Annotated in this window: 26 protein-coding genes and 1 pseudogene; 19 read left to right on the top strand and 8 right to left on the bottom strand. The window is 59.4% G+C overall.

Features of this window, described 5'->3' with window-relative positions; translation table 11 throughout:
* Nucleotides 1–32 precede the first annotated feature (32 nt).
* From KQ933_RS33180 to KQ933_RS33160, 5 genes are all read right to left on the bottom strand, one after another.
* A complete protein-coding gene (locus KQ933_RS33180; RefSeq protein WP_216761135.1) occupies nucleotides 33–680 on the bottom strand; it encodes a class II aldolase/adducin family protein in 648 nt (215 codons plus the stop codon).
* An 18-nt stretch (nucleotides 681–698) separates the two neighbouring features.
* Complete coding sequence (locus KQ933_RS33175; protein WP_216761134.1) at nucleotides 699–1,472, bottom strand: SDR family NAD(P)-dependent oxidoreductase; 774 nt, start codon at nucleotides 1,470–1,472, stop codon at nucleotides 699–701.
* Nucleotides 1,473–1,667: 195 nt separating this feature from the next.
* Nucleotides 1,668–2,486: a GntR family transcriptional regulator gene (locus KQ933_RS33170; protein ID WP_216761133.1), complete on the bottom strand. Its 819-nt coding sequence runs from the start codon at nucleotides 2,484–2,486 to the stop codon at nucleotides 1,668–1,670.
* 85 nt (nucleotides 2,487–2,571) lie between these two features.
* A complete protein-coding gene (locus KQ933_RS33165) occupies nucleotides 2,572–3,753 on the bottom strand; it encodes an acetyl-CoA C-acetyltransferase (protein ID WP_216761132.1) in 1,182 nt (393 codons plus the stop codon).
* A gap of 5 nt (nucleotides 3,754–3,758) precedes the next feature.
* Nucleotides 3,759–4,361 carry a TetR/AcrR family transcriptional regulator gene (locus KQ933_RS33160; RefSeq protein WP_216761131.1) on the bottom strand — a complete coding sequence of 201 codons (603 nt, stop codon included), beginning with the start codon at nucleotides 4,359–4,361 and terminating at the stop codon, nucleotides 3,759–3,761.
* A 162-nt stretch (nucleotides 4,362–4,523) separates the two neighbouring features.
* Between KQ933_RS33160 and KQ933_RS33155 the strand changes: the two genes are divergently transcribed.
* The 6 genes and pseudogenes from KQ933_RS33155 to KQ933_RS33695 all read left to right on the top strand — a co-directional run bounded on the left by KQ933_RS33155 (nucleotide 4,524) and on the right by KQ933_RS33695 (nucleotide 10,913).
* Nucleotides 4,524–6,476, top strand: a complete 1,953-nt coding sequence (locus tag KQ933_RS33155; RefSeq protein WP_253958482.1) for an acetoacetate--CoA ligase — start codon at nucleotides 4,524–4,526, stop codon at nucleotides 6,474–6,476.
* On the top strand, nucleotides 6,473–7,630 hold the full coding sequence (locus KQ933_RS33150; protein ID WP_216761129.1) for a thiolase family protein: 1,158 nt from the start codon (nucleotides 6,473–6,475) through the stop codon (nucleotides 7,628–7,630). Before KQ933_RS33155 ends, KQ933_RS33150 begins: the two co-directional genes overlap by 4 nt.
* Nucleotides 7,630–8,058, top strand: coding sequence for a Zn-ribbon domain-containing OB-fold protein (locus KQ933_RS33145; protein WP_216761128.1), 429 nt, complete (start codon nucleotides 7,630–7,632; stop codon nucleotides 8,056–8,058). The genes KQ933_RS33150 and KQ933_RS33145 overlap by 1 nt, the downstream gene beginning before the upstream one ends.
* Nucleotide 8,059: 1 nt before the next feature.
* Nucleotides 8,060–8,512, top strand: coding sequence for a MaoC family dehydratase (locus KQ933_RS33140; RefSeq protein ID WP_216761127.1), 453 nt, complete (start codon nucleotides 8,060–8,062; stop codon nucleotides 8,510–8,512).
* 23 nt (nucleotides 8,513–8,535) lie between these two features.
* On the top strand, nucleotides 8,536–9,762 hold the full coding sequence (locus KQ933_RS33135) for a nitrate/nitrite transporter (RefSeq protein ID WP_216761126.1): 1,227 nt from the start codon (nucleotides 8,536–8,538) through the stop codon (nucleotides 9,760–9,762).
* 89 nt (nucleotides 9,763–9,851) lie between these two features.
* Nucleotides 9,852–10,913, top strand: a pseudogene (locus KQ933_RS33695) (YbfB/YjiJ family MFS transporter).
* Between the two features lie 37 nt (nucleotides 10,914–10,950).
* Here the strand turns inward: KQ933_RS33695 and KQ933_RS33120 are convergent.
* Nucleotides 10,951–11,688 carry a GGDEF domain-containing protein gene (locus KQ933_RS33120; protein ID WP_216761124.1) on the bottom strand — a complete coding sequence of 246 codons (738 nt, stop codon included), beginning with the start codon at nucleotides 11,686–11,688 and terminating at the stop codon, nucleotides 10,951–10,953.
* A gap of 506 nt (nucleotides 11,689–12,194) precedes the next feature.
* On the opposite strand from KQ933_RS33120, the gene ehuB (KQ933_RS33115) reads away from it, so the two are divergent.
* Complete coding sequence (gene ehuB / locus KQ933_RS33115) at nucleotides 12,195–13,046, top strand: ectoine/hydroxyectoine ABC transporter substrate-binding protein EhuB (protein WP_216761123.1); 852 nt, start codon at nucleotides 12,195–12,197, stop codon at nucleotides 13,044–13,046.
* 43 nt (nucleotides 13,047–13,089) lie between these two features.
* Complete coding sequence (locus KQ933_RS33110; protein ID WP_216761122.1) at nucleotides 13,090–13,422, top strand: DHCW motif cupin fold protein; 333 nt, start codon at nucleotides 13,090–13,092, stop codon at nucleotides 13,420–13,422.
* Between the two features lie 46 nt (nucleotides 13,423–13,468).
* Here the strand turns inward: KQ933_RS33110 and KQ933_RS33105 are convergent, their stop codons facing one another.
* Nucleotides 13,469–14,881: a PLP-dependent aminotransferase family protein gene (locus KQ933_RS33105; protein ID WP_216761121.1), complete on the bottom strand. Its 1,413-nt coding sequence runs from the start codon at nucleotides 14,879–14,881 to the stop codon at nucleotides 13,469–13,471.
* Nucleotides 14,882–15,081: 200 nt separating this feature from the next.
* Between KQ933_RS33105 and ehuB (KQ933_RS33100) the strand changes: the two genes are divergently transcribed.
* From ehuB (KQ933_RS33100) to KQ933_RS33065, 8 genes are read left to right on the top strand one after another with little or no spacing between them, the layout of a single operon-like run.
* Complete coding sequence (gene ehuB, locus KQ933_RS33100) at nucleotides 15,082–15,933, top strand: ectoine/hydroxyectoine ABC transporter substrate-binding protein EhuB (protein WP_216761120.1); 852 nt, start codon at nucleotides 15,082–15,084, stop codon at nucleotides 15,931–15,933.
* A 42-nt stretch (nucleotides 15,934–15,975) separates the two neighbouring features.
* The gene (gene ehuC, locus KQ933_RS33095) at nucleotides 15,976–16,638 is read left to right on the top strand and encodes an ectoine/hydroxyectoine ABC transporter permease subunit EhuC (RefSeq protein WP_216761119.1); all 663 of its coding nucleotides are present in this window, start codon (nucleotides 15,976–15,978) and stop codon (nucleotides 16,636–16,638) included.
* The gene (gene ehuD, locus KQ933_RS33090; RefSeq protein ID WP_216761118.1) at nucleotides 16,635–17,297 is read left to right on the top strand and encodes an ectoine/hydroxyectoine ABC transporter permease subunit EhuD; all 663 of its coding nucleotides are present in this window, start codon (nucleotides 16,635–16,637) and stop codon (nucleotides 17,295–17,297) included. Before ehuC ends, ehuD begins: the two co-directional genes overlap by 4 nt.
* Complete coding sequence (gene ehuA / locus KQ933_RS33085; protein ID WP_253958481.1) at nucleotides 17,294–18,064, top strand: ectoine/hydroxyectoine ABC transporter ATP-binding protein EhuA; 771 nt, start codon at nucleotides 17,294–17,296, stop codon at nucleotides 18,062–18,064. The genes ehuD and ehuA overlap by 4 nt, the downstream gene beginning before the upstream one ends.
* Before the next feature lie 14 nt (nucleotides 18,065–18,078).
* A complete protein-coding gene (locus tag KQ933_RS33080) occupies nucleotides 18,079–19,413 on the top strand; it encodes an amidase family protein (RefSeq protein WP_216761117.1) in 1,335 nt (444 codons plus the stop codon).
* Nucleotides 19,410–19,793 carry an ectoine synthase gene (locus KQ933_RS33075; protein ID WP_216761116.1) on the top strand — a complete coding sequence of 128 codons (384 nt, stop codon included), beginning with the start codon at nucleotides 19,410–19,412 and terminating at the stop codon, nucleotides 19,791–19,793. Before KQ933_RS33080 ends, KQ933_RS33075 begins: the two co-directional genes overlap by 4 nt.
* A 34-nt stretch (nucleotides 19,794–19,827) precedes the next feature.
* The gene (locus KQ933_RS33070) at nucleotides 19,828–20,568 is read left to right on the top strand and encodes an NAD(P)H-dependent oxidoreductase (protein WP_216761115.1); all 741 of its coding nucleotides are present in this window, start codon (nucleotides 19,828–19,830) and stop codon (nucleotides 20,566–20,568) included.
* A gap of 34 nt (nucleotides 20,569–20,602) precedes the next feature.
* Entirely contained in the window at nucleotides 20,603–20,977 is a 375-nt protein-coding gene (locus KQ933_RS33065) for a RidA family protein (RefSeq protein WP_216761114.1), read from the top strand.
* A 614-nt stretch (nucleotides 20,978–21,591) separates the two neighbouring features.
* Here KQ933_RS33065 and KQ933_RS33060 read toward each other — a convergent pair.
* Nucleotides 21,592–22,074, bottom strand: coding sequence for an Lrp/AsnC family transcriptional regulator (locus KQ933_RS33060; protein ID WP_216761113.1), 483 nt, complete (start codon nucleotides 22,072–22,074; stop codon nucleotides 21,592–21,594).
* A gap of 98 nt (nucleotides 22,075–22,172) precedes the next feature.
* On the opposite strand from KQ933_RS33060, the gene KQ933_RS33055 reads away from it, so the two are divergent.
* The 3 genes from KQ933_RS33055 to KQ933_RS33045 all read left to right on the top strand — a co-directional run bounded on the left by KQ933_RS33055 (nucleotide 22,173) and on the right by KQ933_RS33045 (nucleotide 25,399).
* On the top strand, nucleotides 22,173–23,654 hold the full coding sequence (locus tag KQ933_RS33055; RefSeq protein WP_216761112.1) for an aminotransferase class V-fold PLP-dependent enzyme: 1,482 nt from the start codon (nucleotides 22,173–22,175) through the stop codon (nucleotides 23,652–23,654).
* Nucleotides 23,651–24,535 (top strand): MBL fold metallo-hydrolase, encoded by an 885-nt coding sequence (locus KQ933_RS33050; protein ID WP_216761111.1) that lies wholly within the window; start codon nucleotides 23,651–23,653, stop codon nucleotides 24,533–24,535. Before KQ933_RS33055 ends, KQ933_RS33050 begins: the two co-directional genes overlap by 4 nt.
* Nucleotides 24,536–24,628: 93 nt before the next feature.
* Nucleotides 24,629–25,399 carry a sulfite exporter TauE/SafE family protein gene (locus KQ933_RS33045; RefSeq protein ID WP_216761110.1) on the top strand — a complete coding sequence of 257 codons (771 nt, stop codon included), beginning with the start codon at nucleotides 24,629–24,631 and terminating at the stop codon, nucleotides 25,397–25,399.
* The last annotated feature ends 297 nt before the right edge of the window (nucleotides 25,400–25,696 follow it).

Here is a 25,696-nt window from a genome sequence, read left to right as displayed (position 1 = left end):
ACGCAGACGGCCTCCCGGCCCCCGTCGAGCCGTTACTCCTTGAGGCCGTAAGTTCCCATCTTGGTGATCACGCGGTCGATCTCCTCCTTCGGCAGAAGCGGTGGCTTGCCGAGCTGGAGGGTGCCGTGGAACTGGTGGGCGAGCGTCTCAACCTCGACCGAAAGCCAGAGGGCCTTCGAGAGGGTGTCGCCGACAGCAATGATCCCGTGATGAGCTAGAAGGCACGCCTTGCGGCCCTCCAGTGCCACGACCGCGTTGCGGGACAGTTCGTCCGTCCCGAATGTGGCGTAGGGCGCGCAGCGGATGTCTTCTCCGCCGGCAACCGCGACCATGTAATGGATCGACGGAATGTCGAGGCCCATGATGGCAATGATCGTCGAATAGATCGGATGGGCATGCACGATCGCGTTCACATCGGGGCGCGCGATCATGATGTCGCGATGGAAACGCCATTCGCTGGAGGCCTGTAGCGGCCCTTTGGTTGAGCCATCGAGTTCCAGCCGCACGATGCTTTCCGGCGTCAGCCGCTCGTAGGGGGTGCTCGTCGGCGTGATCAGGATGAAGTCGTCGTGGCGTACGCTGATGTTGCCGGATGTGCCCTGATTGATGCCGAGGCGGTTCATCTCCAGGCAGGCGCTGATGATCGCCTGTCGCTTCTCAAGTTCGGTAGAGCTAAACATTTTGGTTTCCAATCAATATCAAAGAGCTGTGTAGCCGCCGTCGACCGATAGTATGGAGCCGGTGACGTAGCTGCTCGCGGGGGAAGCGAGAAAGAGGATGGCGGAGGCGATTTCGGAGGGTTCGCCGCAACGCTTCATCGGCGTCATGTCCATCCACACATTGAAGAGCTCGGGCTGCTCGCGCATCTTGAGCGTCATCTCCGTGCCGACATAGCCGGGAGCGACGGCGTTGACGCGCACGCCCTTGTCCACCCATTCCACCGCGAGCGCCTTGGTCAGCATATGGACCGCGCCCTTGCTGGCCATGTAGGAGGCCGCAAATTGCGGGCGGTTGATGATGAGGCCCGACATGGAGCCGAGATTGACGATGCTTCCGGTACCAGCCTCCGCCATGAAGCGGCCGAAGGCACGCGAGACCCAGAAGGTACCGTTGACGTTGACATCCATGACCAGGCGCCATTCCTCGTCGGACACCTCGAGCGCCGAATGCAGCCGCGCAATACCGGCGCTATTGACGAGAATGCTGACCTTGCCGTGACTGGCCATAACCGCATCGGCTGCGGCGTTGACCGGAGCGGGATCGGTGACGTTGACTATATGCGTCGAAACCTTCCGGCCGGATGCGGCGATCTCGCCGGCGGCCTTTGCCAAGGCATCCTCGCCGAGATCGATCAGCGCCAGATCGGCCCCGGCACTGGCAAGGGCTCTCGCCGTCTCCAGGCCAATCCCGCTGGCGCCGCCGGTCACGACGGCGACCTGCCCCTCAAGGTTGAACTGGTTGCGATAATCCATTCCTGCCTCCCGAATGCCTGACCACAGCGCAAGAGAGACCGTGCGTGGAGCCGCATGGCTCCGCGCTCTTCAAGCTCTCGTCCTGTGAATTCCTCCGGCGCTCCCACGCCTTATGAAAGGAGACTACGGGGCAGTTCGGTGCTTGTCAATCTGGTTATAACCAGAAATCGATTTTTTGTACCGAATGGTCCAAGGCTAAGGATCAATGCGGACGTGGATTCGCGCGACAGCTGAATTGTAGAAAGCCTTATAATATTCCAGCGCCGCCCCATCGTGGTCGTAAGCGATCGATTCAATCGCGATCAGCGGCGAATCGGCGGCAATTCCCATGCGCTCAACCGCATGCTTGTCGGGCATCGCAGCCGTGAACCAGCGTTCCGCGCGCTGAACGGTCAGTCCATACTGTTCCTTGATCGTCTGGAAGACGGAGCGATTATGGATGTCGAGCTTCTCCATCCCAGGCACCTTGTGGCCCGGCAAAGAAATATGCGTCAGCGTTATCGGTTCGCCGTCGCAATAGTACACGCGCGTGATACGCACTACATCACCTTCGCCCGGTAACCCGAAGACGCGTCGCTCATCCTCGTCGGCGCTGGCGCGATAGAATTCGAAGGTCTTCGTCGTGACGACGTGCCCCTTTGCCGTCAAATCACCGAAGACGCCGAGGTTCGACGTCATGAAGTCGACATCCTGCCGGCTATTGGCAACGAACATGCCCTTGCGGGGCAGTTTGATGACGTGACCTTCTGCAGCCAGCGCACTGAGCGCCGCACGGACGACTGGCTTGGAGACGTCGAAGATCTCGCATAGCGCCTGCTCGGAGGGCATGCGCGAATTCGGGCTGAGTTGCTGCGCGACGATTGCGTCCTGGATGCGGTTCTTCAGTTGAACCCAGAGCGGAGCGCTTTCACCCCGGTCGAGATTCTCGCGGGCCATGGCCCTGAAGGCGTCGTTGGCACTATCGTCTGAATGGTCGTAGCGCGGACGGCCGACCGGGCGGATTTTCGTGTTCATGGGGCAATCTGCTTATATCTAGAATTGTCCCAAACTCATTCTCTTTTGAGCAAAGGTCAAGCGGGGCAGCTGCCCCCTCGCCTCGTCATACGCCCTCCAGGCAGATCGCGACGCCGAGCCCACCGCCGATGCAAAGCGAGGCAAGCCCCTTGCCCGCCTGGCGCTTCAACATTTCATGGACGAGCGTGGTGACGATTCGGCAACCGGAGCCGGCAAGCGGATGCCCAAGCGCAATGGCGCCGCCATTGACGTTGATGCGTCCGCCGTCCCATCCCATCTCGCGGTTGACCGCAATCGCCTGGGCCGCGAATGCTTCGTTGATCTCCATCAGATCGAGATCGTCATGACGCCAGCCGGCCTTCTTCAGTGCCGCGCGTGACGCCGCGACCGGACCGAGGCCCATATCCATCGGCTTGACTCCGGCAGATGCATAGGCGGCGATGCGTGCGACCGGCGTCAGGTTGAGCTCCGCGACCCTTCGGCCCGAAACAACAAGAACGGCAGCCGCGCCGTCGTTCAGTCCCGATGAATTGCCGGCCGTCACCGTACCTTCGGCATCGAAAACAGGCCTTAGACCACCGAGTTTCTCTAGCGTCGTCGCCGGGTTCAGATGCTCGTCGGCGCCGAAGACCGTATCTCCGCGCCGACCCGTCAGCGTGACGGGCACGATCTCGCTGGAAAAGCGTCCCGAACTGGCAGCTACGGCCGCCTTTTGTTGGGAAGCGAGGGCAAAGGCATCCTGCTCTGCGCGGCCGACCTGGTAGCGCCGCGCCAGATGCTCGGCGGTTTCGCCCATGTGGACATCATGAAAGGCGTCCCACAGGCCGTCGACCACCATCGAATCCTTCATCGTCTGATCGCCAGCCCTGATGCCGCTGCGCAGGCCGTACAGCAGATGAGGCGCACGGCTCATGCTGTCCTGGCCGCCGGCGATGACGATATCCGCATCGCCGCAGCGGATCGCCTGCGCCGCAAGGTGGATGGATTTCTGGCCGGCGCCGCAGACTTTGTTGACGGTCATCGCCGGAACGCTGACCGGTATTCCAGCGGCCAGGGCTGCCTGCCGTGCCGGGTTCTGCCCCGCTCCGCCCGTCAGCACCTGCCCCATGATGACCTCATCGACGGCGTCGCCGGCGATATCCGCCTCTTCGAGAAGCGCCTGGATCACGACCGCGCCTAGATCTGCTGCCGTCTTGGTAGCAAGGCTGCCGTTCAGCCGTGCGATGGCCGTCCGCCTCGCCGCGACGATGAAGACGTCATCTCGCATCTGCGCTAGTCCCTCGCAGCCGCTCGCAAGGCGATGCCCGCGAAATTTTCAGAAATGGCTTGCACACTCATGGCACCATCGCCGCGGATCCACAGGAAGCTGTAGAAATACATGCCGAGAATCGCCTTAACCTCGACCTTGGACAGCGAACGAAAGATGCCCAGGCGCGCGCCATCGGCGAAAACCCGCATCCAGATGTCCTGATATTCAGCGTGCAGCGCCATCACACCCCTGCGCCGCGCCTCTGTCAGCGCATGCACTTCGCGGAAGCAGACGGTCATCTCGGGGCGGCTCGCGAACATGATATCCATGAAGCTTTCGCTAAGCGCGCGGATACGCTCTGTAACGTTCGCCCCACTGATTTCGATGGTCCGGGCGGCGTTGATCAATTCCACCATGTAGACGGTCATGATGTCGAAGAGCAGGTCTTCCTTAGACTTGATATGGTAGTAAAGGGCACCCTTGCCGAAGCCTGCCGCGTCACCAACCTCGCTGATGCCGACGCCACCATAGCCCTTGTCGGCGAAGAGTTTTGCCGCGACTTCCATGATCATTCGCTTGCTGTCGGAAAGGTCGCCCGGCTTCAGCATGCTCTGCAATTCGTCCATCTCTTCCCTCTGACTTCGCCACAAGCGAACGCCGCCTTGATAATCCATTTCCGGCTGGCCCGCATACGAAAATCGATTGACACTCGCATCGAGTTGCGAAATTGTACCGATCGGTCGGTACTTTTGCAATACCGAATGTCTGCGCCGGCCATGGGAGAGAAGATGCGTTCCGATATCATCTGGAAGCCTGAGGACAGCTGTTTTGAAAGCAGCAATCTTGCCGGTTTCGCCCTCGCCAACGGCTTCGATCCGCGCGACTACGACACGCTGCATCGCTGGTCTGTCGCCGACAAGGGCAATTTCTGGCGTGCGGTTTGGGATGATGCGGGCATCATAGGATCGCCTGGCAACGTCGATTTCGTCGAGAATGCCGATCGGCCCATGACTGGCTCGTCCTTCTTTCCCGACGCCCGCATCAATCTTGCCGAAAACCTTCTTCGTGGCGCCGACGATGCTGTCGCCATCCACGAGGCCGACGAGACGGGCCATGCCGCGCGGGTGACGCGCGGCGAGCTGCGGGCAATGGTCGCCCGTGTAGCCGACGGTCTTCGGCGCGCGGGTGTCACCAGCAACGACTGCGTGGCGGGCGTCCTGCCGAACAGGACGCAGGCGCTCGTCGCCCTGCTCGCCACCGCGTCGATCGGCGCGACATGGTCTTCCTGCTCACCCGATTTCGGCACAACTGCCATTCTCGACCGGCTGGGACAGATCCGCCCGAAAGTCCTGTTCGCAGCCACCTCCTATCGCTATGGCGGCAGGGATCATGATATCGCTACCCGTGTTTCGGATATTGCCACCGGCATGCCGAGCGTCGAGCATCTGATCGTGACATCGGGACCGGTGCCGGAAAGCGGCGCCGCGAGTTTCGCGGTCCACTCCTATGAAAGCTTCGGCGGCACGGCGCCGCTGACCTTCGAGCGTGTCGCCTTCTCGCATCCGCTTTATGTTCTTTATACATCCGGCACGACGGGGGCGCCAAAAGCCATCGTGCATTCGACTGGCGGCGTCATCCTCCAGCACGTCAAGGAACACCGCCTGCACGGTGATGTCAGGCCGGGCGACGTCGTCAGCTGGTACACCAACACGGCCTGGATGATGTATCATTGGCTTATCTCAGCGCTCGCCTGCGATGCCGCCATTCTGCTTTATGATGGTGCCCCAATCCTGAAGACGCCCGAAGGCCTTGACGTCACGCCACTGTGGAAAGCATGCGAGGCTGCAGGCGTCACGCATTTCGGCACGAGCCCAAAATATCTGGCGACACTTGCCGACGAGCGCTATTACCCCGCGGTGCATCACGATCTCTCCGCCTTGCGCTCAGTCCTCTCGGCGGGCGCGCCCGTCTCACCGCAGCAGTTCGACTGGGTCTACGACCACATCAAGCGGGACATGGTTTTTGCATCGATCTCTGGCGGTACGGAAATCATCGGCTGCTTCATGCTCGGCTCGCCGCTGCATCCGGTCCGCCGCGGCCATCTTACCGTCAAGGGCCTCGGGCTAGCCGTCGCGGTCATGGACGATCGCAATGCGCCGGTCTTCGGCCGTCAAGGCGATCTCGTCTGCACCGAACCCTTTCCTTCCATGCCGCTTACCTTCTGGGGTGAAGGCGGCACGCAACGCTATCACGATACCTATTTTGCTCATCGCCGCGAGATCTGGACACACGGCGATATCGCCGAAATGACACCCTATGGTTCAGCCGTCATCTATGGCCGTTCGGATACCACGCTGAAGCCTGGGGGTGTGCGCATCGGCACCGCGGAGATTTACGCGGCCTGTGAGCTCTTCCCCGAGATCGAGGACTGCCTTGTCTTCGGAGCGCCGGTCCCCGGGGACGAAGAGATCGTCCTCTGCGTCAAGCTGAAGGAGGCGCAGTCGCTGACGGACTCGTTCGCCAAGCGGATTCGCCAATGCATTAGAGAGATGGCCTCGCCGCGCCATGTCCCCCATCGCATTCACCTGGTCAGTGCCATTCCCTACACGCTGAACGGCAAGCGCGTTGAGGGTGCCGCCCGTACCGTACTTGAAGGCGGCATAGTCAAGAATTTGGGGTCCTTGGCCAATCCCGAATGCCTCGAAGAATATCGGGCGCTCGACAGGAGCAAAGCCGCATGAGGCAGCAGGGATCAAAAGGCGCAATCATCGGTATCGGCGAATTGAAGCCTACGCGCCGGACCGAGGGCGTCACGACGCTGGAGATGCTGGCGAAGGTGTCCGCAGCAGCCGTTGCGGACGCAGGGATCGAGCCTTACGAAATCGACGGCCTTATGGTCGGCCCGCAAGTCGGCGAAACGCCGCAGCATGTGCCGGCGACCATTGCCGAATATCTGGGGCTGCGCCCCTCGATGGGCAACGTCGTCGATCTTGGCGGCGCTTCGGGTGCCGGCATGGTCTGGCGAGCGGCCGCAGCCATCGAAGCGGGCATGTGCGAGACCGTCCTTTGCATTCTCGGCAACGCGCGAGACGACGATCCTCCGCGTTCTCCCAATCGAAACCCGATCCGCGAATTCGACGTGCCGTTCGGCGCGTCTGGCGCCAACATCTCCTACGCGCTGTTCATGCAGGCCCATATGGCCCGCTATGGCACCAAGCCGGAGCACTACGCGGCGATAGCGCATTGGGCACGGCACAATGCGCAATTCAACGAGGATGCGATCTTCTACGGCAAGCCGGCCAGCGTCGAGGAAATCCTTACCTCACCGCTGATCGCCTCACCGCTCCACCTTTTCGAAATCGTGATGCCGGTCGCTGGTGCCGAGGCCGTTATCGTGACCTCGGTGCGCCGCGCCCGCGAGCGACAGCAGCGCCTGGTCCATCTGCTGGGTGCCGGCGAAAAGATCACCCATAGGGCCGCATCCCAGGCTCCGGACCTGACCACCGGCCCACTGAAGCAGGCCATCGCGCGCGCACTGGCTCAGTCGGGAACGCGTGCCGAGGACATGAACCTTCTGTCTCTCTACGACTGCTATACCGTCATGGTGGCGCTGACGATCGAGGACGCCGGCCTTTGCCGGCCGGGCGGCTTTAGCGAATGGCTAAACGGCCGCGATCTCTCATTCAGCGGCGACACGCCGCTTAACACACACGGCGGTCAACTTGGTTTCGGTCAGCCCGATCTCGCCGGCGGTATGACACATATCGTGGAAGCCGTGCGTCAGCTTCGCGGTTCGGCGACCGGCCGACAGATCAGAAATCCTCAGCTTGCGCTTGTCACCGGCAACGGCGCCACCGTCAGCGAGGCGACCGCACTCGTGCTGGGGGCAGATTGATGGACCTTGATCTTTTAAAGACACCCGCGCCGACGATTACCGCGCTTACCGCACCCTTCTGGAAGGCTGCCGAAGAAGGACGGCTTTCCATCCAGTATTGCGAGGAATGCGACACCCATGTCTTCTATCCACGCCCGATATGTCCGCAATGCTGGAGCGACAAACTCGTCTGGAAAGACGCCTCGGGTCGCGCCACGCTGAAAGCCTTCTCGGAGGTTCACAAGCCCGGTCATCCGGGATGGCTTCCGATTGTTCCCTATACCGTCGGCGTGGTCGAACTTGAGGAAGGCCCAACCATGCTCACCTTCATTCTGCGAGATGCCGGCGACGAACTTGGCGTGGGCGCAGCAGTTCACGTGGTGCCAACGCGCATAAGCGGGCGGAACATGCCGGCTTTCAAGCAGTCACGATCTCAAGAAAGGACCTGATATGAGTGAACCGAAAGTGGACGGCTGGGCGGGCATCATCAATGGCAAGCCGAAAGTCGGTGACGTCGCGGAACGCTCGAGACGCACCGGCATGAAGGACATCGAAGCCTTTACCGAGATGACCGGCGACCGCAACCCGCTGCATTACGACCGCGAGCTGGCCGAGGCCTCCATCTTCGGCAAGCTGATCGTCCAGGGCGGCGTAACGTCGGGCATCCTGAATGCGCTGGTTGCTGAGGACCTGCCAGGCCCCGGCACCGTCTTTCTCGGTGTCGAATGGAAATTCGTGAAGGCCGTCGGTGTCGACGAGACGATCACCGGCCGGGTCGAGATCAAGGAAGTGCGGGACGACAAGCCGATCTGCAAGATCGAGACCAGCGTGCGCAACGAGGCCGGGGAAATCTGCCTCTCCGGTACCGCGACCGTCTATACCGTCGCGCTCGCAAAGGTCTGACGGCCTTGGACGCATCTGACATCATGCGCGACAGCGCCGGCGGCATCGCGCCACGAAGCCCGTGGCCGGTGCTGCTGATGCTTTGCATGTCAGTCGTGCTGTCGATGACGACATGGTTTTCGGCCACCGCCGTCACACCCGAACTGAAGGCAGCCTGGGCGCTGACGGACGGTCAGGTCGCTTGGATGACCAATGGCGTCCAGATCGGATTCGTGATCGGCGCGCTGGCCTCCAGCCTTGTCAATCTGCCTGATATCGTCCAGCTCAACCGGCTGATGGCTGTTGCCTCTATCCTGGCGGCCGTGGTCAACGCCATGCTCCTGCTTGAGCCCGGCGCGTCGCTCGCTGTTCTCTGCCGCTTCCTGACCGGCCTATCGCTGGCCGCCGTCTATCCGCCGGCACTCAAGCTGGTCTCGACTTGGTTCGTGCGCAACCGCGGGCTTGCGCTGGGTGCGATCGTCGCAGCACTGACGCTTGGCTCCTCCATGCCGCATCTTTTCCGCGCCGTCACCCAGAAGATCGACTGGCATCTTGTGATCGCGCTGTCCAGCGCGGCCGCGCTGGCCGCTGGCCTCAGCTTCTTCCTCTTTGCCAAAGAAGGCCCCTATCCCTTCGGTCGGGCAGTCTTCAATCCTCGCCAGATCGGCCGCGTCCTGAGGGACCGGGATCTGCTTCTGATCAATATCGGCTATTTCGGCCACATGTGGGAGCTCTATGCTATGTGGGCATGGCTGCTGGTCTTCGTGCGCACCGCGTTCGGCGAAAAGCTCTCGCTTGCCCAGACATCGCTGGTCACTTTCCTAGCTATCGGTTCCGGTCTGTTCGGCTGCATCGCCGGCGGCCTGCTTTCTGACCGCTTCGGGCGAACGACGACGACGGCGGGCTTCATGGTCGTTTCCGGTCTTTGCGCGCTTTCGATCGGCTTCGCCTTCGACGGCCCTAGCTGGTTACTGGTGCTGATCGCGACCGTTTGGGGCGTCTCGATCATCGGCGATTCGCCATTGTTCTCGGCCGCTGTCACCGAGCTCTGCGACCGCGATTTCGTCGGAACGGCGCTCTGCCTGCAGATGGGCCTTGGTTTCGCGCTAACCGTCTTCGCGATTTGGCTGATGCCGCAGATCACGGCCTTGACCGGGAGCTGGCACTGGACCTTCGCGTTCCTGGCGCCCGGACCGTTGGTCGGTGCCTGGGCGATGCTCACGTTGCGCCGCTCGCCCTCGGCCGTCAGACTTGCCGGCGGCCGGCGGTGAGATTAGCGCTCGTCAGGATCTGCCTTCTGGCGCTTGGACCTGCGCTTGGGCTCGGCATCGCTCGCTTCGCTTACGGGCTGTTGCTGCCGATGATGAAGAGCGACCTGGGCTGGAGCTATTCGCAGGCCGGATGGATTAACACGGTCAATGCGATCGGCTATATCGTCGGCGCGTCGACGGCGACGACAGCGGCCCGCACCCTCGGCTCGGCGCGGACCTACGGCATAGGCTCGCTTGTCACCGTCGCCTGCGTGCTCGCTCTCGGGTTCACCAACAATTTCGCAGTGCTTAGCTTCTTCCGGCTGCTGTCGGGCGTATCAGGCGCCTGGATCTTCGTGACGGGCGGCGTAATGACAATGGCTCTCGCGGCGGGCCAGCGCCATAGCAGCGTCGCGATCGGTCTATTCTATGCCGGCGCCGGTTTTGGCCTTGCTTGCACCGGCGTGCTAGTCCCGCAATGGCTGGAGAAGTTTGGCGGGGAGAATTGGCGGGGCGTCTGGCTGTTGCTTGCCGCCGTGGGGGCGATCTTTGGCGTCGCCGGCTAGCTCGCTGCTCGGGCGGCAGATAGCGGCAGCCGCGACCGGGGGAATGAAAGGTCGAGCTACGCTCCGCTTCGCCACAAGTGGGTTCTGCTGGGCTATTGCGCGTTCGGGGCAGGCTCTACCGGGTACATGACCTTCATGGTGGCCTATCTCAAATCCGATGGCCAGCCCGCTTACCATGTCAGCTTCTTCTGGACGGCCATCGGCCTCGCCTCCACCGTAGCACCGTTGATCTGGCCGCGTCTTCTGTGTGGCACGCGCAAGGCTTTCGCCTTCTCGACGCTGGTCCTCATCAACGGGATAGGGGCGTTCCTCCCCCTTTGTATACCATCCTTTCCCGGTGCGATCTTGTCGGCGCTGCTGTTTGGCTCGACATTCTTTGCAGTTGTAGCCGCCACAAACGAATTCGTCGGGCGCCATGTTGACAGCACCCAGCATACCGCCGCCATCGGGACCTTCACTTTCGCCTTCGGCATCGGTCAGATGCTAGGGCCGTTCTGCATCGGGCTATTTACGGATGAATCGGGCTCACTTTACAGCGGGCTTCTCATCGGCGCCTTGCTCATCGTGGTCGGCGCAACCCTCCCCTTCCTGCATCGCGCTGCCTGAAATAGCAGTTGCTAAGCGCTCCGGAAGTGATCGACACCTACCCGATGACCATGTTTCTACCCGAGGCTTTTGCCCGATAGAGATTTTCGTCCGCAGCTTTCAAACACGAGTGGGGATGAAACCCTGGCTGGCAGTGAAGCACACCGATGCTCGCTGACATTGGCACTTTCGAACCCGAGGGCGATCGCAAATCGATACGCGCGACCCCTTCCCGGATTTCCTCGCAACGCACGAGCATTTCGGCCGCAGTCAAATTGCTTTGAAACAGACCGAACTCCTCGCCCCCGAGGCGTCCTGCGAAATCTGATTGACTTTGGTAACGGGCGAGGAAACGACCGGTGCAGCGAAGAGCTTCATCGCCAGTTGCATGACCATATCGGTCGTTGATCGACTTGAAATAGTCTAGGTCCAGAAACAATAAGGCGCCGGACATACCGCGTTGACTGACCGCGCCTAGCTCTTCCATGAAGGCGCTGCGATTGAGAATACCCGTCAGGCTATCGGTGCGAGATTGGACGCGAAGGGCGTCATAAGCGTCCGCGAGCTTGTTCAAGGCCTCTTTTGTCACAGCTTCAGCGCGTCGGATTTTTTCTGACTGAGTAAAATGCAGCGCCGAAGCCGGGATCGATATCACCAACGGGCAAAAAATGGTCATGAATAGGCCAGCGCCTGCCAATTGTCCGCCCAACAGCGGAACAATGATGAACGAAAGAGCCAGCGAGGCGAACACTGACAGCAATCCAGTTAACATAGACTTTTCGACAATACGACGCATCAATACCACCGTGACGAAGTGATACTCCTATGGGCTCATGAATTTAAAATGGGTTGAAACACATCGATAAAACTTGATTCATGCGCCTGTCTCACCGAAGCTTCATCTCAGATGGCCCAACGCTCAGACCGATTGATGGTCGCGGCCATCCCGCTTCTTTCAGCAGCTTCTCGCCGGATGGCGCAATTCTTTCGTAGTAGCTGATGATGAGATAAGGCCCGTCTGCATTTTTTCGATGGTCCTGCGCTGTTCCGTGGTCTTGTTGACGCCGTTGATCTGGGACGTCACTGCCTTGCCCCGCATGCGGCCTTACCTATCTTGAGGGGTCGGAGGGGTTCAGATGCAACTTCTGTTCTTTCCTTCTTAGTGGCGCCATACAAATCGCGAATACTTACCGCAAATTGTATGACACAAAAAACGATGAATGGCATACAAAAAGCATACACTCACTTGAAAAACATCCAACAGAGTGTATGGTTCCCCTGCTGAAAAAAAGGGGAACTCACATGTTCAAACAAACATTGGCGACCATCGTTGTGCTTGCGTCGACCGCCATCGGCGCCTCGGCCGGCCTGATGGACGACGCCAAAGCAGGCAAGCCCGTCCGGGTCGGCTTTGCCGAGCAGGAACCATTCATCGTCACCGGTCCGAACGGCCAGCTGACTGGTTACGAGGTTGATCTGCTCAAGGCAGTCCTGGCCAAGATGGGCATCGATGCCCAGTTGGAGGCCGTGCCCACCCAGTTCGGCGCCCTCATTCCAGGTCTGCAGGCTAAGCGCTTCGACATCATCGCATCCGATCTCTATATCCGCCCGGACCGATGCAAGCTCGTGGCCTTTGCCGAGCCGACCCATTTCGTCAATGACGGTCTGATCGTGCCGGCTGGAAACCCGAAGGCCATTCATAGCTTCCAGGATGTCGCCAAAGACCCGTCGCTGAAGATGGGCTATCTCGTCGGAGGTGGCCCGATCGCCGATCACGCCCTGGCAATGGGGGTCAAGAAGGAGCAGCTCGTCGCTCTTCCCGATATCGCCTCGCTGCTGGCAGCCGTCAAAACCGACCGGATCGATGCCTTCCTAAACACCGGCGTCACCATTCAGTCGACCGTCAAGACGGCCAACGATCCCGCCATAGAACGCGCGATGCCGTTCGAGCAGGCGGTCGTCGACGGAAAGACAGCGATGGGGATCGGAAGCTATGCCTTCCGTCTGGAGGACAAGGACTTCGTCGCCGACTTCGACAAGCAGCTCCTGGCCATACTCACTTCCGACCAGGCCACCAAAATCGGCGAACCCTACGGCTTCACCAGGGAAGATATCCCCGCCGGAAAGCCGACAACCAAAGACCTGTGCAAGTAAGCCACCGGCGCCTGCACCAGGGGGCGAGAACCAGAGAGTGAAAATGAAAATTCCGCCGCTAACATTCCAATCCATCGATTGGTCGAAGGTCGAGCCTGTCCGCCACGCGGGCGAGACGGGTCATTGTGACTGGAGGACCTTCAACAATGGCGAGCTACGTGTTCGCATCATCGAATATTCGCCGGGCTATATGGCCGATCACTGGTGCGACCGAGGTCACGTCGTCTATATCCTTGAAGGCGAGATTACGATTGAGCTGAAGGATGGGCGAGAATTCCACTTCACGCCTGGAATGAGCTACGAAGTATCGGACTTCGGCGACGCAGCGCACCGGTCGCACACCAAAACTGGCGCCAAAAGCTTTATCGTCGACTGAGCACCAATCCCGGCTCCCTTGCAAAGGAGGAGCCGGCTTCCCGGCGTTAAACCATGGCTCGGTTGGCGGTCAAATGCCCTTTTGTGAGAACGGCTCTCAGCGTGTTGAGCGCATCCTCCAGAGCCTTTTGCGACGGCGCTGCCCCAACCGAGATTCGCACTGCCTCCGAAATGGGCGAGTTCACCGAAAAACTTGGGCTTCCCAAAACGATTACGCCAAGCCGTTCACATTGATGAACGAAGTCGTTGGCGCGCCAGGGCGCAGGAAGACGAAGCCACATATGTGGTGTTCGCCTGTCTGCCTCGAATTCACAGTCTTGGAAGAGGTTTGCAGCGATCGTTTGGCGCCTGACATTCTCCTCGGCGATCAACAGGGCTGCCTCCTGGTGATAACCGGAGTAAATCCAACGCGATGCGACCGCAGCAAACAGTGGCGAGGCCATCATAGTCATGGCTTGCAAGGTTGCGGCGATTTGTGCGCTTGACTCGGCATTCGGGGCAGCGACGTAGCCCAGACGCAAGGAAGGGCTCGTGCATTTTGACAGTGTGGCGATGTGCCAGGCCAGATCCGGAGCATGGGCAGCGATCGGTGGAGGAGGGTTCGTGACAAGGTCGTGGTAGGGATCGTCTTCAATGATCGAAACCCCGTGACGACGGGCGATCTGAATGATTTCTTCCCTGCGCTCGCTCGGCATGGTCGTCGTCGTCGGGTTGTCGGCGGTGGGAGTAATATATAGCATCCCGATCTCTGTTCGATCACACGCCTCCGCAAATGCATCCGGAGCGATCCCATGGCCGTCCATTGCCAGTGGTATCAATTGCAGCCCCTGCTGAAAGGCAACGGTGTGGATCCCCGGATAGGAGAACTGGCCGACCGCAACATGCCTATTCTTCCTCGAAAGAAGATGGCAAACCGCAAAAAGCGCACTCTGGGCACCAGACGTCAACACGACGCGGTCCGGCGGACAAAAGCCAAGTCGCCGCGAAAGCCAGGTTGCACCTGCCGTGCGGTTCGTCCAGTTCCCGCCCGTATCCTGATAGTTGAGGACATCGGTGTCGTCTTGCGTGGAGAGTGCATGATCGAGCTCGCGCGAAAACGCCGTGTCGACCGCCTTGCATCTTGGTGGACTGTTACGGCTGAGATCAAGCGGAGCGACGCTGCTTGCCGACACACGGTTCTCAACACTCCCGACAGCGACGAAGGACCCCCGGCCTGTCGAGGCTTCGATAATGCCTTCGCTTCTTGCCCGAGAGTAAGCTTTCGTGACCGTTGTCAGATCGACTCCGAGCGCTGCGGCGACAGCACGCTGCGGAGGCAGTCGATCGCCAAGGCGCAAGCGCCCGCTGGCGATGTCAGCGACGAGGGCTTCAAATATCGCTTGATGTTTGGACGACGCGCCTTTTTCCAGGCGCGGTGTCCAGTTTGCTCCGCCTGCTTTATAATCGTCCAAAATATTCACCGCCGCTCCGATTTCCGTCGCCCACAATAAGGTCTTTACACAAAGCCCGACAAGGCGACGAGACTCCACCAAGGTATTATACCAGCTTTCAGACTTTGTATGACATAAAAGCGATAAACGGCATACAAAAAATCATACACTCACTTGAAAAGCATCCGACAGAGTGTATGGTTCCCCTGCTGAAAAAAAGGGGAACTCACATGTTCAAACAAACAATGGCGACCATCGTTGTGCTTGCGTCGACCGCCATCGGCGCCTCGGCCGGCCTGATGGACGATGCCAAAGCAGGCAAGCCCGTCCGGGTCGGCTTTGCCGAGCAGGAACCATTCATCGTCACCGGTCCGAACGGCCAGTTGACTGGTTACGAGGTTGATCTGCTCAAGGCAGTCCTGGCCAAGATGGGCATCGATGCCCAGTTGGAGGCCGTGCCCACCCAGTTCGGCGCCCTCATTCCAGGTCTGCAGGCTAAGCGCTTCGACATCATCGCATCCGATCTCTATATCCGCCCGGACCGATGCAAGCTCGTGGCCTTTGCCGAGCCGACCCATTTCGTCAATGACGGTCTGATCGTGCCGGCTGGAAACCCGAAGGCCATTCATAGCTTCCAGGATGTCGCCAAAGACCCGTCGCTGAAGATGGGCTATCTCGTCGGAGGTGGCCCGATCGCCGATCACGCCCTGGCAATGGGGGTCAAGAAGGAGCAGCTCGTCGCTCTTCCCGATATCGCCTCGCTGCTGGCAGCCGTCAAAACCGACCGGATCGATGCCTTCCTAAACACCGGCGTCACCATTCAGTCGACCGTCAAGACGGCCAACGATCCCGCCATAGAACGCGCGATGCCGTTCGAGCAGGCGGTCGTCGACGGAAAGACAGCGATGGGGATCGGAAGCTATGCCTTCCGTCTGGAGGACAAGGACTTCGTCGCCGACTTCGACAAGCAGCTCCTGGCCATACTCACTTCCGACCAGGCCACCAAAATCGGCGAACCCTACGGCTTCACCAGGGAAGATATCCCCGCCGGAAAGCCGACAACCAAAGACCTGTGCAAGTAAGCCACCACCCTTGCAATAGATGCGTCTTGGGGAGGTTGCGTTATGGCGCTCATTTGGCAGTACAGGTTTGATTTTCTGATCGGGATTCTCTGGACGCTGAAGCTATCCGTCATGTCTGCGGCACTGGCTTTCGTCCTGTCGATCTTTGCGGGTATTTGTCGGGCTTCACGAAATAGCTTCGTGCGGATCCCCGCGTCAATATACGTTGAATTTTTCCGAGGTACGTCAGCCCTTGCCCAGCTGTTCTGGCTGTTTTACGTGCTGCCCTATCTGGGAGTGAATTTGTCACCGACACAGTGCGCGACCCTCGGGCTCGGTCTGTGTTTTGGCGCATATGGCGCGGAGGTCGTGCGCGGCTGCATTGACGCGGTTCCAAAAGACCAGATCGATGCGGCCGCCGCGCTAAACTTCAGCTGGTTCCACACCATGCGGATCGTCATATTGCCGGAAGCGCTCATCATGATGATGCCGCTCTTTGCAAACCTGTTGATCGAACTGATCAAAGCCACGTCGCTTGTCTCTCTCATCACCATTCCTGATCTGACGTTTCAGGCAAAGGCAATTATTTCCAAAAGCTACAGCTCCGGCAATGTCCTGCTCGTCACCCTCGCAATCTATCTCGCCATTTCATTGGCCGCATCGACCGGCATGAAGAGAATCGAGACAGCGCTCTCACACGGCCGAGTGGTGAGAGGTGTGAGATGACCGAATTGTTTTCCTGGGATTTCGCATTGGAGGTGATGCCCCCCTTGCTCAGAGGGGCGGTCGTAACATTCCTGGCGACGGTTGGCGGTTTCGCAGCATCCCTGATCGTTGGAGGCGTCCTCCTCGGCTTCTGCCGATCCTCGGCAGCGCCCATTGCCTTGTTCGGCAGGAGCCTTGTCGAGCTCCTTCGATCCACCCCGTTGCTAATCCAGATCTATTTCCTGTTTTTCGTTCTGCCGGAAACAGGCATCGTTCTGGACCCGGTTGTTACGGGCATAGTGGCGCTCGGTCTTTACCACGGTGCCTACGTCGCCGAAGCATATCGTGCCGGCTTCGACAGTATCCCGCGGGGACAGTGGGATGCGGTGGAAAGCTTGAGGTTCTCGCGCTATGCCGCCCTCCGTCATCTGATCCTTCCCCAGGCGATCATCCCGTTGATCCCGGCCTTGGGCAATACTTTCATCACCATGCTGAAGGACACGCCGATCCTGGCGGCGATCACCGTCCCCGAAATGATGTTCGAAGCCAATGACGTCGGATCACAGTCGTTCCGCTACATTGAACCCATAACGCTGGCTGCGATCGGCTACCTGATCATGAGCTGTATTGCTGCCAGCTTCATTCACTTGCTGCAGAACAATCTGGGGAGATACAAATGACCGAGATGATTACGTTCGAGAACGTCTGCAAAAGGTTCGGACCGACCGTCATCTTGGATGAGTTCAACTTCACGGTAATGAAGGGCGAGAAGGTCGCTATTATCGGCCCCAGTGGCTCTGGCAAGTCGACGTTGCTGCGTATCATTATGGCGCTGCAGGACATCGACCACGGCAAAGTATCGGTTGGCGGTCGCCCGCTCTGGCACCTCAATCGCGGACAACATCTGGTCCAGCCGACGCGCCAGCATCTGCGTGAGATGCGGTCTCTGACTGGTATGGTGTTCCAGAACTTCAACCTGTTTCCCAACTTGACCGCACTCGGAAATGTTGCAGCGGCGCCACGTCATGTGCTTGGCCTGTCGAAAAAGGAAGCGGAGGCGCGAGCCTCTGCGCTGCTGGCCCGGGTCGGGCTGTCCGGAAAGCTTTCCGACTATCCGTCGAGGCTGTCGGGCGGGCAACAACAACGAGTCGCGATCGCGCGTGCCATGGCGCTCGAACCGAAGGTCATGCTCTTCGACGAGGCAACTTCTGCTCTCGATCCGGAACTTGTCGGCGAGGTCCTTGGCGTCATGCGTGATCTTGCGAGCGCTCGCGATCTGACCGTCTTGGTGGTTACCCATCAGATGGGTGTGGCGCGGGCCATTGCCGACCGCGTTTGCTTCATGGAAGGCGGCAGGGTGGTCGAAGAAGGGGGGCCCGAGGCCTTGCTTTCGCAGCCCAAGAATGAGCGCACCCGCGCCTTCCTGCGCGCCGTGCACCTTAGCTGAATCTGGAGATCGACATGCAAACCAATCGAAAGCCGATGATCGAGGGGTTCCGGCGCCGGATCGGTGGCCAGCTGGAGCGGATGGACGAATGCGCCGAGGATGCACGACTTGCGGTCTTCCACCGGCGGGACGAGCAGGCGTTGTCGGAGGCTCAGGCCTGGGAAGCACTTGCATCGACCGGCTTGTGTCCATCCCTGCCGATATCGCTCAGCGTAAAGGCCTGCTTCGACGTTGCCGGCTGGGTCACTACGGCAGCGTCTCGTGTGATGGAGAAGGCCCCGCCGGCTGAAAGGGACGCAGGTCTCGTGACAGCGTTGCGCCGTCAGGGGGCGGTCATCGTCAATCAGTCCAACATGACCGAATTCGCGTTTGGCGCTCTGGGGATCAACGCTTCGTTCGGAACGCCGCGCTCACCCCTTGATCCGGCCCGCGAGCGCACTGCCGGAGGATCCACGTCTGGGGGGGCGGTGTCTGTAGCGCTCGGCTTCGCCGATGTCGCGCTCGGAAGCGATACAAGCGGCTCCATCCGTATCCCGGCAGCCTTTTGTGGACTTGCCGGCTTCAAGCCCAGTCACCATCGCTACGACCGGGACGGCATGCTGTTTCTTTCGCCAACGTTCGACATTCCTGGCTTCATCGCGCGGGACGTGTCGATGCTCCAACGCGTCGACGCGGCGGTCACAGGAATGCACCATCCCGACGAAACCCTCGCGGTCGATGGCATGCGTTTTTTGGTTCCCGTTCAATTCGCCTACGCAGATACCGACGAGGAGATCGCATCGTCGTTCCGCGCCTCTCTGGAAGCTTTGCGGGCTGCTGGGGCGACGATCGTCGAAAAGGAGTTCCCCGAACTTTCAACCTACGGTCCCATTGCAGTCGAGGGAGGTATTATCATCGCCGAGGCTTATGCCTGGCATCGGCCCTATCTCGAGCAGTCTAAGGATCTCTATGACCCCCGTGTCGGGCCACGCATCCAGCTCGGCGCCGATGTACGGGCAAGCGCGTACGCATCTTCCCTGGACAAGCTCGCCAAGGCGGCGGACGCCTATCATCGCCGTCTCGACAGTTTTGATGCACTGCTGACGCCCACTGTCCCGATCATCCCTCCTCGCGTCAAAGATGTCGAAGCCGACGAGTCATATTATCGCTTCAACCGACTGACATTCCGGCTCACGGAAGTGGCAAACAGGGTGGATGCACCGAGTGTCACAATCGCGCCGGATCCGTCGAGACCCGTCGGCTTCATGACGACGGGCTATCGGGGCCGAGATGCCAGGTTGCTGGCCGTCTCCAGAGCAATCGAAGCAGTTTTTCGCAATACACGGCCAACAGCGGAGCAACAGCCATGATCGTTCGTCATATCGATGACCTGAAGGACAGCGAACAGTTTGTCGCCACGGAGAAGTTCATCAGCACACGGTTGATCGTCAAGAATGACGGTATGGGCTACTCGGTCCACCACACGCGTGTGCCGCAAGGCACTGAGATCCATTGTCATTACAAGGATCATCTCGAGACCAATTACTGCATCGCCGGCGAAGGCGAGGTTTTCGATGTGGCGACCGGCAAGACTTACACAATCGGCGTCGGATCTATGTACGCACTCGATAAGCACGATCAACATGTGCTGAGGGCGACAAAGGGCGAACTGCATCTGATCTGCGTCTTCAATCCGCCCTTGGCAGGTGGGGAACGGCACAATGACCAAGGCGGCTACGACGCAGCCTAGGCCTTGTCGAGCCAACTGATATTGGGGGGAGTTAATGCACGCTTTGATTGTTCTCGCCCATCCTGAGACGCATTCGCTCAACGGCCATCTGAAGGATGTGGCGATCGAAGAGCTGAGGCGCCTTCGTTACACGGTCGAGGTTTCTGATCTTTATGCGGCGGGCTTCGATCCTGTCGAGGCGCCGCGCCATTTCACCGACAGGGTATCGAGGGACAGGTTCGATGTCCAATCGGAGCAAAGGCACGCTTTTGACACCGGAAGGACGGCGCCCGACGTGCAAGCCGAAATCGACAAGCTCAGCAGAGCCGATCTTTTGATCCTTCAGTTTCCGATCTGGTGGTTCGCGGCACCCGCGATCCTGAAGGGGTGGCTCGATCGTGTCTTCGTGTACGGTCTCTATTCAAGTCGCCGACGCTATGACGCCGGCTTGTTCAAGGGCAAGAAGGCGTTCGTGTCGGTCACGGCAGGAGGTCCCGAGACCTCGTTTCGGCACGACGGCAGAAATGGCGACATCGATCTCGTGCTGTGGCCGGTCAACTTCACCCTACACTACATGGGCTACAGCGTCCTGCCACAGCACGCCGTGTTCGGCGTTGATGCCAAGTTAGGACCTCCTGAGGGTCTGTCGGCCTGCGCCGAGGCGCTCCGACAGAAGTTGCAGAGGGTATCAAACGAGGAACCGCTGAAATTCAACGGCTGGAGCGATTGGGACGAGAGCGGGCGTCTGAAGCCCAGCGCTCCCTGGTACAATCATTTCATCCGCGTGGTGAAGTAGACCACTCCCAATCAATGAGTAGAAAGGAATGAGAATGGCAGCGATAACAACAGACAAGGCACCTCCAGCGGTGGGGCCATATTCGCAAGGCATCGTCGCCGGCGGGCTGCTCTTTGTTTCAGGCCAATTGCCGATCGACCCGAAGACCGGCGAGCTGCCGGAGGACATGCTGCAGCAGATGCGCCAGTGCCTCGCCAATGTCGAAGCGATCGCCATCGCAGCCGGCACGAGTCTTGCAAAGACCGTCAAGACGACGGTGCTAGTGACTGACCTGTCGCGGTTCTCGGAGTTCAACGAAATCTACGGCCGGGCATTCGCCGCGCCCTACCCCGCTCGCGCCTGCTACGAGGTGTCTGCCTTGCCCCGCGGCGCCAAGGTCGAGATAGAGGCAGTCATCGCGCTCAGCTAGGCGTCGAAGCCGCGAAAGGCAGAAGATCGAATGCCGTCGAAAGGCGGCGTTCGATTCGCGGGCGACTTTGGAATTTCAAACGGATCTTGTCCCTCAGACTTCGACCAGGGCGGCATGCGCCCTGTGCGGCAGCGCCAATCACCCGGCGAAAATCGCTCCCTGATCGTAACCGAGGAGACCAATCCGGCTTTTCGTCTGCTGCGGATCTTGAGCGCGGCGCGCCCAGGCCAGCCAGGGGGTCGGCACTCCGGTTTCGGTGGCGACATTGGCGTCGGAGCCGGGCGCGCGACTGGGACTTATAGACTGGATCCTCAAACGCTACAGCGGTTCTTCAAGGAGGGAAAATCGCCCAGCCGGGAACGGCGAGCGTCCCGGCCCGTTCATGTTGCTGGTCATTGTGATCTTAACCCGGCGATGTCGATGATCGACCAATCGATGAGCTGGGTCAGGCCGCTACCTCGTCTTTGCTTAATAGTCGAGGCGCTTTCGATTACGTCGGTCCGACATGCTGTTCCCCTGATGGAGTTCCGGTCCGCGACTCGAAGGACCTTGCTGTCGAGATGGGGCTTGCTGCGTCTCGTCTGACGGGTTTGCCGTCGTCCGGCGGCAAGCGATTATCTTATCCGGTTCAGATCGACGGCTCGATTATTGATAATCGCTTCCATCGAAAAGAAGCCAGTCACTGTCGCTAGATCGAAGTTAGTGATCAGCTTTTGGTAAAAGGCGTCATATCCGGACATGCCCCGCGTGACGACCTTCATCAGATAATCCCAATCACCGCCGATCCGGTAAAAATCGATGACTTCGGGAAGCCGCTCGACGTGGGCACGGAAATCATCAGCCCATTCTTTCGAGTGGTGACGTGTGCGAACCATAACAAAGACCGTCAAATCCAATCCAAGAGCCGGCAGGTCTATCTTGCCGTAAGACCCCTGGATCATGCCGATCGTGTGCAAGCGTTGGAGCCGACGCCAGCAGGCGTTCTGTGACAGTCCGACCTCTTCGGCGAGATCGCGCTGCGACAAATTCGCGTTGTTCTGAAGGCAAGTTAAAATCTTCAGATCAAAAATGTCGATTTTTTCAGATTTCGTGATCATTTGACACATAGACTGCCAAAAATGCGAAAATATAGGTGATGTTTCCACAAGTGAGGCACAATAAGCTCCCTGTCAACGCTTAATGCAGGGAGACGATCATGTCCGCAGTTGCCTATCAAGCGAGCGACAGTTCAAGTCCGCTTGGCCGCTTCCGTAAAAGCCTGGTGGGCCGGGATCTGATCGACAACCTCCGCGACGGGCTTGTCGGTTCATCGGCGACCATCACCGGCCCCTATGGCAGCAAGCCCCTGGTTTATGCCGATTACGTCGCGTCAGGGCGCGCGTTGCGTCAGGTCGAGCAATTTATCCTCGAAGAGGTCCTGCCCTACTACGCTAATAGCCATACCGAGGCCTCGTACTGCGGGAGCTTTATGACCAGACTTCGGGGGGAAGCCCGCGTGCTGATTGCTCAGTATTGCGGGGCAGACGCACGCCATGCCGTGATTTTCACCGGTTCTGGAGCGACGGCCGGCATCAACCGCCTGGTGACGCTATTCGGCGTCTCGGAGGCCGTGGCAGCGGATAAATCCGTTCGCGTCATCATCGGCCCCTACGAACATCACTCGAATATTCTCCCGTGGCGCGAAAGCGGTGCTGACATCATCGAAATACCGGAGGCACCGACCGGTGGGCCAGATCCTGTCCGGCTGGAAGAGGCATTGCGTGAGGGGACGCCGGATCTCATCATTTGCGCATTTTCGGCTGCTTCGAATGTCACTGGCATCGTCACCGACGTGAAAGCCATTACCGAACAGGCCAAGGAAGCAGGAGCCAAAGTGATTTGGGACTATGCCGGCGGCGGCCCCTATCTGCCAATCGCCATGTCGCCCAGCGCAGAGGCTGAAATCGATGCTATTGTCGTGTCACCCCACAAGTTCATCGGAGGCCCTGGCTCGTCCGGCATCCTGATCGTGCGTCGCGATGCGGTCGTATCCGGCAAACCCTCATGGCCAGGCGGCGGAACCGTAAAATTCGTTTCGCCCACTTCCCACGACTACAGCGACAGCCTGGAGTCTCGCGAAGAGGCCGGGACGCCGAATGTCATCGGCGATATACGATCGGCTCTCGCCTTCATCGTCAAGCATGCAATCGGGCTTGACGCAATGCGGCTGCGCAATCAAGATTTGACGATCGCTGCATTCCACGCGTGGAGGTCGATTCCGCAGTTGGAATTGTTAGGCCTGCAGCAGCAAGATCGGCTGCCGATATTTTCGTTCCGTGTCATCGATGGCAAGGGCGGTTACGTGCATCAGCAACTGGTGACCCGGATGCTCAGCGACCGTTTTGGCATCCAGGCCCGTGGCGGATGCGCCTGCGCAGGCCCCTATGTTCACAGGCTATTGTCCATCGATGACGAGGCATCGGACCTCATGCGGCAGGCCATCCTTTCCGGGGATGAAATCAAGAAGCCAGGCTTCACGCGCTTGAACTTCAGCGTGCTGCTGTCGGAGGACAAAGTGGGCTTCATACTGCGGTCGGTGGCACAGTTGGCCAAGGATGCACTAACATTCGCGCCCGACTACGATTTCGATCCCTCGAGGGCAATTTTCTTTCCTCGTCGCGCTTCGGTCGAGGCATGATCATGCAAAAGCCAGACGTAGCGGCATTTTTTGATCGGCGAACGTCGTCTGTGCAATATGTCGTCAGCGATCCGGAGACGGGAGCCTGCGCCATCATCGACCCGGTGCTGGATTTCGACGAGAAATCCGGCTCCATAGCAACCGAAAGTGCGGACGTCATTTTGGATTACGTTGCCGCGCGGCAACTGCATATTCAGTGGATTCTCGACACTCACCCCCATGCCGACCATTTCTCAGCCGCCGCCTATCTGAAGGACAAGACCGGGGCGCCGACCGCAATAGGCGAGCACGTGGTCGATGTTCAAAAACTGTGGCGGGACACTTATAATTTGCCCGATTTTCCAACTGACGGATCGCAGTGGAATCATCTGTTTTCCGATGGTGAAGCGTTCTGCGTCGGCAATATCAAAGCTACGGTCCTTTTTTCTCCTGGCCACACGCTCGCATCGGTCACCTATTGCATCGGCGACTGCGCCTTCGTCCACGATACGATGTTCATGCCCGATAGCGGGACGGCGAGAGCCGACTTCCCCGGTGGAAGTGCAAAGAGTCTCTGGTCAAGCATGCAGAGAATCCTCTCGCTGCCTGACGACACGCGTATTTTCGTCGGCCACGATTACCAGCCGGGAGGAAGGGAACCACAATGGGAAAGCACGGTTCACTTGCAACGGGCCACCAATATTCATCTGTCGCGTTGCGCCAGCGTCAGCGAATTCGTCACTTTGCGGGAGGCAAGAGACAAAACCCTTCCAATGCCGAAACTGATCCTCCACGCGCTTCAAATCAACATTAACGGCGGCAGGCTCCCTGAACCGGAATCCAATGGCCAGCGGTACCTCCGTTTTCCCTTGAATGCGCTCGGCAAGGTCGCCTGGGGCTGAGGGTCTCAATTCAGACCCCGAATTTGTGACCCTCGCGCTTCGCCCATACGCGGAACGTAACGTTGAACTCGCTCATTGGCCAGGTCTCTCGCGATGTCGCTCGACTTGCTTCACTATGTTCTTGGCGCTTTTTCGGGAAGCGTGGTGGGTTTTACGCTCGGTCTGTTCGGAGGCGGCGGCTCGATCCTCGCCGTACCCTTGCTCGTCCATCTGGTGGGGGTTGGAAACGCTCATGTGGCCATCGCAACGAGTGCCGTCGCTGTGTCGGCAAACGCGTTTATCAGCCTGATGATGCACGCGCGGCACGGGACCGTCCGATGGAAATATGCCGGCCTCTATTGCGTGACTGGTGTCGTTGGCGCGTGGATCGGTGCGTCGCTCGGCAAGGCTCTTGAAGGCGGACATTTGTTGATCTTATTTGGCGGCTTGATGATCCTTGTCAGCATTACCATGTTTCGGCGCCGTAACGTGGTGTGCGAGCCCGTCGCCCCTTTTTCGGTGAGTAACCTGCCCAAGATCCTCGCCATGGGCGCCGGAACCGGAGCCGTCTCGGGTTTCTTTGGCATTGGCGGCGGTTTCCTGATCGTTCCCGGGTTGATGATCTCAACCGGCATGGCAACGATCAACGCGGTTGCCACTTCGCTTGTCGCGATCGTGGCCTTCGGAATGACGACGGCGCTGAGCTATTCCCTGTCTGGCCTTGTCGACTGGGCGCTGGCAGCAGCCTTCGTCGCGGGTGGCGCTTTGGGCGCGTTTGGCGGATGCAGATCAGTGCATGTGCTCAAACATCGTCGATCGATCCTCAACAGCTGTTTTGCCGCGCTGGTCATGCTTGTCGCCGTCGGGATGATTGTATTGCGCTAACGAAAGTTTTCCCCATTTTCGCAGAGCCTGTCGCACGGCTTTGTAACAAACAACATTCACAGCACGCGACTGCCCACAATGAGAGGCGACCGGGCCGTTGGGATCCCCAGATGGATACTGCTTGGTTTCTTGTCGTTCCACAGAAACATCGGCGCCTGGCGAAGGACTTCCGTCTGACCGGTTTAAAGAGAAGCGAGGCATGCTGTTATCGTTACGAGCGACTTGAGAAGGTGAAAGCCCTGAGAGGAGAGAACTTTTCCTGCAATCGTGATTGCCGCGCTTTGCCTTGTCGCAAAG

Origin of the sequence: Rhizobium sp. WYJ-E13, assembly GCF_018987265.1 — a bacterium.
In the GTDB taxonomy this organism is placed as follows: Bacteria; Pseudomonadota; Alphaproteobacteria; order Rhizobiales; family Rhizobiaceae; genus Rhizobium.
The sequence above is the reverse complement of the archived record's forward strand: the minus strand, read 5'-3'. Positions and strand labels throughout refer to the sequence as shown.